Origin of the sequence: Rhizobium changzhiense (assembly GCF_013087625.1) — a bacterium.
GTDB lineage: Bacteria > Pseudomonadota > Alphaproteobacteria > Rhizobiales > Rhizobiaceae > Rhizobium > Rhizobium sophorae.
Map to the genome: position 1 here is coordinate 1,311,531 of NZ_JABFCQ010000001.1, position 11,286 is coordinate 1,322,816.

The following is an 11,286-nucleotide window of genomic DNA, read 5'->3' on the forward strand; positions in this document are numbered from 1 at the left end:
CTTTTTTCATCGGCGGGACTCTCTTAGCTCTTGAAGCCTCGTCCTTTTATGTCAAATCGATGAAACATTTGTGACAATATAAGATATTGATTTAAAACAATAAAATTATGCAACGTAAAAGTGTTGCGACATGTGGTCAGAAACGAACGGTAAAATCGGTCCCCTTGCCGACTTCCGACTTGACGATCAGCCGCGCCCGGTGGCGGGTGAGGATGTGCTTGACGATGGCAAGGCCGAGGCCGGTGCCCTTTTTCGAACGGCTGTCCTCGATGCTGACGCGGTAGAAGCGCTCGGTCAGGCGCGGCACATGTTCCGCCGGAATGCCCGGACCTTTGTCGACGATGCTGACCTCGACCGGCTGGCCGGTGCCGTTCTTCAGCCAGACATCGACGATCTCGCCTTCCTGGCCGTATTTGCAGGCATTTTCCATCAGGTTCTCGAAGACCTGGACGAGTTCGTCGCGGTCTCCCAGCACCTCGACCTTGCCGTCGGGCAGATGCAGGTTGATGTCGACGCCGACATCCCTGGCAAGCGGTACAAGCGCGTCTCTGACATGGCCGAGCAGCGGCACCAGATCGATCTTCTCATCCGGCGCGATGTGCGATTTCAGCTCCAGGCGGGAGAGCGACAGCAGGTCGTCGACCAGCCGGCTCATGCGCGTCGTCTGGTCGAGCATGATATTGAGGAAGCGCGCCTGCGCCTTCAGATCGTTCTTCGCCGGCCCCTGGATGGTCTCGATAAAGCCACGCAGCGAGGCAAGCGGCGTGCGCAGCTCATGGCTCGCATTGGCGACGAAATCCGACCGCATGCGGTCGATGCGGCGGACCTCCGATATATCGCGGAAGGACAGGATGAAATAGCGCTCACGTGGCCCGTCATCGGCCGCGAATTCGACGGGTGCGCTGCGCACGATATAGACGCGCTCGGAGGGCAGCCGCTCGGCATGCTCTATCTGGTTCGGCGCGTTGGTGGCGATGGTTTCGCGCACCATGTCGAGCACGCCCGGCGAGCGCAGGCGGGCCGATATATGGGCGCCGAGCGCCACTTCGCCGAAGGCCTTTTCGGCAGCGCGGTTCTGGAAGAGCACCGAGGCATCGTCCGAGAGCACCATGACGGGGATATCGAGGCCGGCAAGCGTGGCGGAAACTTCAGGCAGGCGGCTTGGCGGCAGCTCCGGCTCGATCTCGACCGGCTCGGCGGGTTCCGCCTTGATGATGGGCGCCTCGTTGAAAAGCGCGGTGAGGATCATCATAAGCAGCAGGACAAGCACAACCCACTTGTTCATACCGGCGGCAAGCGCGGCGAGCGCGCTGAGGATTGCCGCAAGCAGCACCGGCCGTTCGCGCCTTATGCGCGCCAACAGGCTTTTTCTCCATGGAGTTTCGTCTGGCAAGTGCCCTCGCGGCGTCGATTCGTTTTTCTTATATTGGAACTCTGCCTGATAGCGGCAATTCATGACAGAAGTTTTCGGCCGGCCGCTCCGAAGTGAAAAGCCGCAGCCGAACCCACGAAAAATTGCCGATCGACCGCGAGAGATTTGATTTTCAACGGTAAATATGTTCGCTTGCAGGAAGAGAAGCGATCGGGCGTGGAGGCTGATATGGACGAGGACGTCGAAAACAGGGCCGTGGAGCTGGAGATCCGCGGGAAGAAGCGCATCTTCGACGTCGACGATCCCACCCTGCCGGCCTGGGTGGACGAACGCGCGCTGGAATCCGGCGACTTTCCCCACAAGAAGAAGCTCAAGGAGGAGGACTATCTGGAGCAGCTGGAAAAGCTGCAGATCGAACTCGTCAAGGTGCAGTTCTGGCTGCAGGCGACCGGCAAGCGGGTGATGGCGCTGTTCGAGGGGCGGGACGCTGCCGGCAAGGGCGGCGCGATTTCGGCCTCCTCGGCCAATATGAACCCACGCCTTGCGCGGGTCGTGGCGCTGACCAAGCCGACCGACCGCGAGCAGGGACAATGGTATTTCCAGCGCTATGTCGCGCAATTTCCGACAGCCGGCGAATTCGTGCTGTTCGACCGCTCCTGGTATAACCGCGCCGGCGTCGAGCCGGTCATGGGCTTCTGCACGCCGCAGCAATATGAGGATTTCCTCAAGCAGGCGCCGCAGCTCGAAAAGATCATCGCCCATGAGGGCATCTTCTTCTTCAAATTCTATCTCGATATCGGTCGCGAGATGCAGCTCAAGCGTTTCCACGACCGCCGGCACGATCCGCTGAAAGTCTGGAAACTGTCGTCGATGGATATCGCGGCGCTGACGAAATGGGACGATTACAGCGACAAGCGCAACCGGATGCTGAAGGAAACCCATACGGATTTCGCGCCCTGGACGGTGATTCACGGCAATGACAAGCGACGGGCGCGTCTCGAACTCATCCGCCACATGCTGAACAAGATGGATTATGACGGCAAGGACAGACAAGCGCTCGGCACGGTCGACGCGGAGATCATCGGCTCAGGGCCTGGCTTTCTGAAATAGGGCACCGATCGCATCTGGCCCGACGCCACCGGCTTCGCCGGGGCTGGGGTCACCGGCTCTGCCGGGATCGGGGTCACTGCCCCGGCAGGATGCGGATGGCGAAGAGATTGATGCCGCGCGCCTTGCCGTCGAGATCGCTGTTGATCGTCAGCGTGCCCGGCGAATTCGGCGCCAGCGAGCGGTCGAACTTCACCTGCAGCAGCGCATCCGACTTTTCCCGAGTAACGTTGAAGCGATGGCGGGCGCAATTGCCGAGCGTCTGGAAATTGCATTCGACGGTGATCTGCGTCGGCTCGTCGGTGGTGGATTGCAGCGTCAGCGCGATCGTCGAGGATTTGCCGGCCAGCTGCTGCAGCACCGACGGCGGCACGCTGATCGAGACATTGCCATCGGCAGCCCCGCTTTCGGAAATCAGCCGGACGGCGGGGCCGTCGTTCTCGGCGATTTTTTCGGTGCGCGCCCGCGGGCCGCTCTGGATCTTGTCGGCGTCCTCAGGCTTGAACAGCGGGATCCAATCGGCCGAAAAGCTGTTCTGCGGATCGATGGTCACCGGCTGATCGGTGTGAGAGCCCGCATTCCCGGCGCCCTCGTCGTTGCCGGTAAAATCCTCGGGCTGCGTGCTTGCCGGCGGGTTGGCGACGCTGGTGTCGCGCTCGGCCGCCGTCATCAACAGGCCAGACGTATGCGCCCACCAGGCGCCGATGCCGATGAAGGCCAGCAGCACGCACCAGACAAGCAGCCGCGAAAAGAATTTTCTGGGCTTGCGTCGGCCTGCCGCCCGCTCCGGACGGAAATCCATATTGGTGGCGCGCTGACCGCGCGCGAGCCGCTCCTCGCCGACGGGGGCGGCAGCCAGGTGATCGGCGCTCCCGGCATGCACGTCGTCGAGGCTCGACTCGTCGCCGCGGTGCATACGCTCAGGCGCGCGGGTCTCACCTGATACCGCGGGGCCGTCGAACTCATCGGCTTCGGCTTTGTGAACCGGCGGCGCCGGCATTTCCACGACCGGCGGCACGGGCACTTCGGGCGGCCTCTGGCGGGGGTGAAGACGGTCGCGCTCTTCGCCTTCGATGGCGTGGATGGTGCTTTCCAGGCGATGGCGGTGATGGGCGACGACTTCGGTGTCGGTGATGTCCTGCTTGCGAAGCCCGGCTTCCAGCGCCTGGCGGGCCGACTGATAGATCCTCGCTCGAACCTCCGGATTATCGCGATCGGAATTCTCGAGCGCTGTTCTGATGGCCGTTTCTAATCCGCTCACATTCAGTCCTTCACCTTGAATTCGGCATCGGACTGCAATCCCTGCCGTTCTCCATCAAAATTCGGTAGCGGCAAGTGCGGCAAACCGCAAGCCTTGCAGGCCGCGCTGCCATTGATCGGCGGAGATATCGGCAGGTTTCACCGCTTGCGGGCCTTATTCTATTAGCTTTCTTGGACGCAGATATTCCGGCTGAAATCGACCAAGGCATGGCAGCCGGTCTTTTATCGGCTTTTCATCTCTGTTATGAGATTGACGTTTTCGTAAACGTCAATGGAAGTGGTGAAGCATGGCCCTGCCCCCGATCCTCAAGGACAGATTGAGACTGCCGGTTATCGGCTCGCCACTGTTCATCATCTCGCATCCGGCGCTGACGCTGGCGCAATGCAAGGCCGGCATCGTCGGAGCGTTTCCGGCACTGAACGCCCGACCGGAAAGCCAGCTCGACGAATGGCTGGCGGAGATTACCGAGGAGCTCGCCCGCCACGACGCCGCCCATCCGGAGAGGCCGGCGGCCCCCTTTGCCGTCAATCAGATCGTCCACATGTCGAACAAGCGGCTGGAGCACGACCTTACGCTCTGCGTCAAATACAAGGTGCCGATCGTCATCTCCTCGCTGGGCGCCGTGCCGGAGGTCAATGCCGCCGTCCATTCCTATGGCGGCATCGTGCTGCACGACATCATCAACAACCGCCACGCCCATTCGGCGATCCGCAAGGGCGCCGACGGGCTGATTGCGGTCGCCGCCGGCGCCGGCGGCCATGCCGGCACGCTGTCACCCTTTGCCCTTGTCCAGGAAATCCGCGAATGGTTCGACGGGCCGCTGCTGCTGGCCGGCGCCATCGCCACCGGCGGCGCGATCCTCGCCGCAGAAGCGATGGGCGCCGACATGGCCTATATCGGCTCGCCCTTCATCGCAACGCAAGAAGCGCGCGCCGCGGACGCCTACAAGCAGGCGATCGTCGAAGGGGCCGCCAGCGATATCGTCTATTCCAACTATTTCACCGGCGTGCACGGCAACTATCTCAAGCCCTCGATCGTGGCTGCCGGCATGGACCCGGACAACCTGCCGCTTGCCGATGTCTCGAAGATGGATTTCGAGCAGGCTGTCGGCGGCGCCAAGGCCTGGAAGGACATATGGGGCAGCGGCCAGGGCATCAGCGCCATCAAGGCCGTCGAGCCTGTCGCCAAACTCGTCGACCGGCTGGAAGCCGAATACAGGGCGGCGCGTGCCCGGCTGGCGCTCTGAGCCGCGCCTTCTTGGCCCCTCCCCTCTTTTTTGCCAAAGCCATGACAGGGCGCTTGAAATCTTCGATCAATGCCTGTATCAGCGCCATGCAAATCGCAGGCCGCATGCTTCGGCCGTGAAACGCCGCTTTAGCTCAGGTGGTAGAGCACATCATTCGTAATGATGGGGTCGCAGGTTCGAGTCCTGCAAGCGGCACCATTTCTTTAATGGCTTAGGTTGTACATCACCGGCCCAGCCGATTGGACATCAATCTATGCGGGCCAGTTATCTCGCCGACTGCTCATAAGGCAAACTGACGTTCGAATCCTGTCGGGTGCGCCATTCTCGAACGAAAGTGGAGTTTCCCGGCGCCTTGGGAAGCGGCCCTCGCGAGATTTGACTTCGAGCCGGTTACCCCTATGTCCTCCTCCTTGACGCGCACCTCCGGCATCACCATTGCCGAGGCTTATCGTTCTGATGCTTGTTTCGATCTGCTCTCTCGTCGGCCGACTACACATAGGTCTGTAGCAATGATTGCAGGCGATGCGGGTTAAGGGCATGCTCGATGATCTCGCTTAGCACGCGCAGGGATGCATCGAATGCCATGCGGGAGAGTTGCGTCAGGGGGCAAATTGTATAGTCGAGCGCGGGATCGATTCAATGAGGCGACGTGTATACGGGTGCTGCGGGTTTCCGATGACCCTTTCCGTCGGCCCCTCCTCCACGATCTCGCCAAGATAGAGGACATAAATGCGCTCAGTGATCTGGCGGACGACAGCGAGGTCGTGCGCGATGAAGAGATATGAGAGCTGGTGCTCAACTTGCAGGCGCCTGAATAGGTTGAGCACCTGTGCCTGCACCGAGACGTCGAGCGCCGATACTGGTTCGTCACAAACGAGGATTGCCGGTTTGACGGCAAGTGCGCGTGCGATGGCGACTCGCTGGCGCTCGCCACCCGAAAGCGACTCCGGACGGCGCGTTGCATATGCGGGAGACAAGCCGACTTCCGCCAGTAGCGACGCGATCCGGTCCGGTGTCGCTGCGCTCGTAGCACTTGCCGACGCCCCGAGCGCCTCCCTGAGGGCTTGCCCGACACTATGCATGGGATTTAGTGTCGAATACGGGTCTTGGAAGACCATCTGAATTGTCCGCCGAACACGGGCGCGGTCGGCCTTCGCCATGGCGCCGAAATCCGCTGCCGCAATGCCGTTAATGAGAATCGTGCCAGCAGTCGGGGTTTCGAGGCCGACGAGGCAGCGCCCCAGCGTGGTCTTGCCCGAGCCAGATTCGCCGACGAGGCCGACGCTTTCCCCAGGCATAATGTGTAGCGATACGTCCTTTACCGCACAGATCGGACGGCCCCGCCTGCCCACGAATGTCTTGACGAGCGCATCGACGCGAACGAGCGCCCCTGCGGTTTCCCCCCGGCGCGGCGCTATCGGCGCCGCCGAGAGCGTCGCCGTGCGCAGAGCGTCGAGTTCGCCCTGAATCTCGTCCTGGCGGATGCATGCAGTGAACCGGCTCGCATCGCGAGCAGCCAGCGGTGGCTTACCGGCGCGGCAAATCTGCTTCACCCAGTCGCAGCGGTCGGCGAAACCACAGCTGTCGACAACATCGGCCGCGCGCGGCACGGAGCCCCGGATCGCGACGAGCCGAGGCACGCGAATATCGACCGGCGGTTCCGAGAGCAGAAGTCCCAAGGTGTAAGGATGGAACGGCTGACGCTCGACAGCTGCCGCGTCGCCGACTTCGAGCATTGAGCCGGCGTAGAGCACATAGATGCGTTGGCAGGTCGAAAACGCGAGCCGCAGGTTGTGGGTAATGAGTATGAGGCTCATGTGTCGCTCGCGCTGGACACGACACAGGAGCTTGATGATCTCCGCCTGAGTCGTTACGTCGAGCGCCGTCGAGGGCTCATCGGCAATGAGCAGCTCCGGGTCGCGAGCAAGAGCGGCGGCAAGTGCGACGCGCTGGCACATGCCCCCCGATAGCTGGAATGGCATGCGGCGGGCTACATCCTCGTCGACTATGCCGACTTCTGCGAGGCGTCTTTTCACCTCCTCCGCTCTTGCGGCGCGCGAGGCGAATTCGGGCCGGTAGCGCAGCATCTCGTCAATGTGGTCGCCGCTTCGCATGAGCGGATTCAGCATCGTGAACGGATCCTGCATAAGCATCGACACGCGAAACCCGCGGATCTTGCGGAGTTCGCTCTCGGCAAGCTGCATCAGGGGGATGCCGTCGAGCGTGACGGCGCCTGTGGCATTTATGCCTGGCGGCAATATGCCGGCGATTGCCCGTGCCGTGAGCGATTTTCCGGACCCGGATTCGCCGACGATCGCAATGGTCTCGCCCCGCTCCACCACGATGCCCAAGGACGTCGTAATGGGCACCGCGCCGTGTGAGATCGCTAGCCCCTCGACCTCGAGGAGCGGACCCTCCTGACCTGCGCGCGTCACGGCCGTGTTCACTTTGCAAACCGCTCGAACAGCCAGTCGCCGATGAGGTTCATGCTGGCCGCGGTAAGGATGATCATTCCTGCGGGCAGGAGCAGCGCAACCGGATTGGAAAAGAGGATATTGCGGTTCTCGAAGAGCATCCGACCCCAGTCGGGCGTCCCGGGCTCAATACCGAGGCCGAGGAACGACAGCCCGGCGAGATTAACCAGCGCGAAGGCAAAGTCGAGGACTACATACGCGAGGATGATCGGCGCGACGTTCGGGAGGATGTGCACGAACAGAATACGCGTCTTCGAGATGCCGAGAGTGCGCGCGGCTTCGATATAAGGAAGCGGTCGCTGATCGAGGACCGCGCTCCGCACAATGCGCGTATCGGGGGCGGTGAAAAGGACGACCAGGACGAGGACGGCGGTCCAGTATCCACCTCCCACTACGCCGACGACGACAACCGCCACGAGCGGCCCCGGCAACGCGAGCATGAAATCCACCCAGCGCATGATCGTCGAATCGACCAGACCGCCGAGATAGCCCGAAAGGAGGCCAAGCAGGGTCGCGATCGCGAACGCTCCGGCGGCGACAACGACCGGGCCGACCAAGGCCGTTCTCGCACCGTAGATCACACGCGACAGCACATCGCGGCCGAGTAGATCCGTCCCGGCAACGTGGACTGGGGAAGGCGGCGTATCGCCGACCCCGAGACGCTGGAGGAAGGGCGAATCGGGGGCGATCCTCTCCCCAAGGACGGCGCAGATCGCCACCGCCGTGATAATCAGCGCAGCAATGAGAATGACGATTGGAACGCGCAATGGCTGCTTCCTCCTTCGTGTCTCGCTGATGGCTGGGGCGCTCATGACTCGACTCTGCCGAAACGGATGCGCGGGTCGATCAGCGTATAGATCACGTCGACCGCAAGGTTGACCAGTACGACGAAGGCGGAGAAAAGCAGGGTGGTGCCTTGGATCGTCGGAATGTCGCGCTTTTGGATCGCATCGACCGTCAAAGCGCCGAGACCTGGCAAAGAAAACGTGACCTCGACGTAGATCGCGCCGGCCACGATGCCAACGACGATGAGCCCTGCTGCCGTGACCACGGGAATGAGGGAGTTCCTGAGCACGTAGGCAAACAAAATGCGACGCGAACTCAGGCCGCGCGCCCGCGCAAAGGTGACGTAGTCTCGTGCCAGCTCCTCGACCATCGCCGCGCGCGTGATTTTCACGACGATCGCCATGACCGAGATCGCAAGCGCAAGCGCCGGAAGCGTCAGGTGCCAGGCACGGTCGAGGAATCCTCTTCCCGGACCGAAGATCGGGAACCAGTGCAGCAGAACGCCGAAGACATAGAGAAGGAAAATGCCGGTGACGAAGGCCGGCGAGCTGATGCCGAAAACACCGAACATGACGACTGCCCGGTCGAGCCGCGTGCCACGGCGGAAGGCGGCGACCGCACCGAGCAGGATGCCGAGGCCGAGAACAAGAATAGTGCTCATCAAGGTGAGGAAGATGGTGACGCCGAGCCGATCTACAATTGTGCTCGTCACCGCCCGGTTTCCCTGGATGGAGACGCCGAGGTCGCCTCGGATCACCTGCGACAGCCATTTGCCATATTGGACGAGGAACGGATCGTCCAAGTGGTAACGCGCGCGGATGGCTGCGAGCGTTGCCGGGTCTGAAGCGCGTGCGCCAAGCAAGGAGCGCACCGGGTCGCCGGGCGCGATGTGGACCAGCGCGAAGACGCCGAAGGAGATTATAAGGAGCAGTGGGATCGCCACGGCGAACCGTCGCGTGACGAAACCGATGAGGCTCGAGCCCGTCATCGGGGCGACCCGAGATAGCGGTCGAACCAGCCGATCGTGCGGCGCCATGCATCGAGCTGGTGCTCCCGCTCGCGCACGCCATGCCCTTCGCGCGGATAGACAACTAGCTCCGACTCGACACCGCGTTCGAGGAGCGCCGCATATAATTCCTGCGCCTGGCCGAGCGGAGTGCAGGAGAGATCCAAAGGGAAGCGCAGCTTGTGAAGTCGTCCGACGTTCGCTTCAAAAAGGTCCATCCTGCAGACACCTTCAATCCTCGGCTGGACGCACGGGCGCCGGTCCATGCGGCGAAAACAATGAAAATGGCCGTGCCCAAGCAGCGCAGCGATCCTTTACTTTAGGCCTAAACCCCGGATCGCCCACGGAATACTGTACCAGAAGGCGGTGTAGCCGGTGAGCTTGTACTTATTGTTGATCGCCATCGCCGAGTCGGGCCAGAAGATCGGCACGACTGCGACGTCCTCGTGGGCGATCGCGAACACGCGCTTTAACGCATCGGCGCGCGCCTTCGGCTCGGCGTTCTCGTTGGCGATCTTCAGTTTCGCTTCGACTTCGTCGTTTTTGAAGTTCGACCCGTTCATGCCACCCTTCTCAGCATTCCGCTTCGAGAAGAACAGGTAGGGATAGTTCGCGGCGTCGGGGTAGTCCGGATAGTACGCCATGATCTGCATGCCTAGTTCTTCGTGGTTGATGTAGGTCGTGAACCAGGTGTTGTTGTCGACGGGCTGGATGTGTGCGCGGATACCTATCTGCTTCAGGTTCTCCACCACCGACTGCATGATGTTGACCATATAAGGATCGTCGGTCGATGCGGGGATGGTGACGTCAAAGCCGTCCGGATGGCTGGATTGTGCCAGTTCAGCCTTCGCCTCGTTCAAGTCAAACCTATAGTGCGGCAGCAACGTAGCGTAGAAGGCGCGAACCTCGTCAGGAGGCAGCACGCCCGACCACATTTCGGGCGGGTTCAATTCCGTCGCCGGCTCGCCGTGGCCCTTGAGGAGCGCCTTGACCAGGCCTTCCCGGTCCACGGCATGGGCCACGGCACGACGCACGTGGATATCGTCGAACGGCGGCGCCGAATGGTCCAGAATAAGGGCAAACACACCAAGCGACGGCTTGGCGATGATTTCGACGTTGCCTAGCGCCTTCCACTGGTCGACGTCTGAGATGGCGAGATCGAAGGTACCGTCGATTTCGCCTTGCCGCATGGCAAGAAGCCGGGCCTGCCGGTCTGGAATCGCCCGGAGGGTAATCCGATTGACCACTGGCTTCGGCCCCCAGTAGTCGTCGCGCGCCTCGAGAATGACATGATCTGACGGAACGAATTCAACAAGCTTGTACGGGCCGGTCCCCAGCGGCAGAACCTCGGGCGTTCCGATGTTCTTGTCTGCGAGCTGTTCTTTCTTGAAGACGAATCCCGCCATGTGAGCGGCGGTAAAGGCGAACTGCACGTTCGGCGCCTTTAATTTGACGGTCACCTCATCGGGGGCCGTCGCCTCAACGTTCGCCACCGAATTGTAGAAGGAGGCGAGCGGCGAGCCGGAGTCCGGGCTCATGTGATACTTAAAGGTGGCGACGACATCGTCGCCGGTGAGTGGACTTCCGTCGCCGAATTTGACGCCGCTCCGCAGGTGATACTTGATGGTCGTCGGATCGACCTGCTCCCACTTGTCGGCCGATGCGGGTTTGAGAGTGAGATCGTCGCCGAAGGTTAGCGGTCCTTCCTGGACAAGCGACATGATCACGCCAGTATAGGTCGTCCAAGCACCCGGAATGAAAAGCGTATTGGGCATGCTAGGCAAAGCCAACGTGATCGCTTCAATTTGCTCGCTTGCCTTTGCCGAAGGCGCTATCGAGAGTGTCCCCATCATGACGACGGCGGCAGTGAGCACCACCCCGTTGAGTATAGCGCAACGTCGCGTCAACCCCTTGTCCATTTGCTCCCCCGTTGTTCGCGGAATCCAGACGCACAGGCTAACTGAATGTACGCGTCTAGTCGACTGCATCGCAAGTCAGTGAAAGGGGGCGTAGGAAGGCGGTAAAGGCGGCTAG

9 protein-coding genes and 1 tRNA gene are annotated in these 11,286 nt (G+C 61.6%); 3 read left to right on the top strand and 7 right to left on the bottom strand.

Annotated elements, in window-relative coordinates; genetic code table 11:
- Positions 1–136 precede the first annotated feature (136 nt).
- Positions 137–1,360 carry a phosphate regulon sensor histidine kinase PhoR gene (gene phoR, locus G9X68_RS06555; RefSeq protein WP_171601715.1) on the bottom strand — a complete coding sequence of 408 codons (1,224 nt, stop codon included), beginning with the start codon at positions 1,358–1,360 and terminating at the stop codon, positions 137–139.
- Positions 1,361–1,600: 240 nt separating this feature from the next.
- Between phoR and ppk2 the strand changes: the two genes are divergently transcribed.
- A complete protein-coding gene (ppk2, locus tag G9X68_RS06560; protein ID WP_020048334.1) occupies positions 1,601–2,482 on the top strand; it encodes a polyphosphate kinase 2 in 882 nt (293 codons plus the stop codon).
- Between the two features lie 73 nt (positions 2,483–2,555).
- Here ppk2 and G9X68_RS06565 read toward each other — a convergent pair whose 3' ends face one another.
- Entirely contained in the window at positions 2,556–3,740 is a 1,185-nt protein-coding gene (locus G9X68_RS06565; RefSeq protein ID WP_171601716.1) for a regulator, read from the bottom strand.
- Between the two features lie 286 nt (positions 3,741–4,026).
- On the opposite strand from G9X68_RS06565, the gene G9X68_RS06570 reads away from it, so the two are divergent.
- Together G9X68_RS06570 and G9X68_RS06575 are read left to right on the top strand one after the other, a co-directional pair.
- Complete coding sequence (locus G9X68_RS06570) at positions 4,027–4,986, top strand: NAD(P)H-dependent flavin oxidoreductase (RefSeq protein ID WP_171601717.1); 960 nt, start codon at positions 4,027–4,029, stop codon at positions 4,984–4,986.
- Between the two features lie 122 nt (positions 4,987–5,108).
- Positions 5,109–5,184 (top strand) — tRNA-Thr (locus G9X68_RS06575).
- A gap of 401 nt (positions 5,185–5,585) precedes the next feature.
- Here the strand turns inward: G9X68_RS06575 and G9X68_RS06580 are convergent.
- The 5 genes from G9X68_RS06580 to G9X68_RS06600 form a co-directional block, all read right to left on the bottom strand.
- Positions 5,586–7,433, bottom strand: a complete 1,848-nt coding sequence (locus tag G9X68_RS06580; protein ID WP_171601718.1) for a dipeptide ABC transporter ATP-binding protein — start codon at positions 7,431–7,433, stop codon at positions 5,586–5,588.
- The gene (locus G9X68_RS06585) at positions 7,430–8,272 is read right to left on the bottom strand and encodes an ABC transporter permease (protein ID WP_171601719.1); all 843 of its coding nucleotides are present in this window, start codon (positions 8,270–8,272) and stop codon (positions 7,430–7,432) included. Before G9X68_RS06585 ends, G9X68_RS06580 begins: the two co-directional genes overlap by 4 nt.
- Complete coding sequence (locus tag G9X68_RS06590) at positions 8,269–9,234, bottom strand: ABC transporter permease (protein WP_171601720.1); 966 nt, start codon at positions 9,232–9,234, stop codon at positions 8,269–8,271. Before G9X68_RS06590 ends, G9X68_RS06585 begins: the two co-directional genes overlap by 4 nt.
- Positions 9,231–9,470 (bottom strand): alpha/beta hydrolase family protein, encoded by a 240-nt coding sequence (locus G9X68_RS06595; protein ID WP_206679629.1) that lies wholly within the window; start codon positions 9,468–9,470, stop codon positions 9,231–9,233. The genes G9X68_RS06590 and G9X68_RS06595 overlap by 4 nt, the downstream gene beginning before the upstream one ends.
- A 96-nt stretch (positions 9,471–9,566) precedes the next feature.
- A complete protein-coding gene (locus G9X68_RS06600) occupies positions 9,567–11,171 on the bottom strand; it encodes an ABC transporter substrate-binding protein (protein WP_171601722.1) in 1,605 nt (534 codons plus the stop codon).
- Between the last annotated feature and the right edge of the window lie 115 nt (positions 11,172–11,286).

Excerpts from the sequence above, each read along its gene's own strand:
- ppk2 (WP_020048334.1), top strand. The coding sequence starts at position 1,601 with ATGGACGAGGACGTCGAAAACAGGGCCGTGGAGCTGGAGATCCGCGGG.
- G9X68_RS06570 (WP_171601717.1), top strand. The coding sequence starts at position 4,027 with ATGGCCCTGCCCCCGATCCTCAAGGACAGATTGAGACTGCCGGTTATC.
- G9X68_RS06585 (WP_171601719.1), bottom strand. The coding sequence starts at position 8,272 with ATGAGCGCCCCAGCCATCAGCGAGACACGAAGGAGGAAGCAGCCATTG.
- G9X68_RS06590 (WP_171601720.1), bottom strand. The coding sequence starts at position 9,234 with ATGACGGGCTCGAGCCTCATCGGTTTCGTCACGCGACGGTTCGCCGTG.
- G9X68_RS06595 (WP_206679629.1), bottom strand. The coding sequence starts at position 9,470 with ATGGACCTTTTTGAAGCGAACGTCGGACGACTTCACAAGCTGCGCTTC.
- G9X68_RS06600 (WP_171601722.1), bottom strand. The coding sequence starts at position 11,171 with ATGGACAAGGGGTTGACGCGACGTTGCGCTATACTCAACGGGGTGGTG.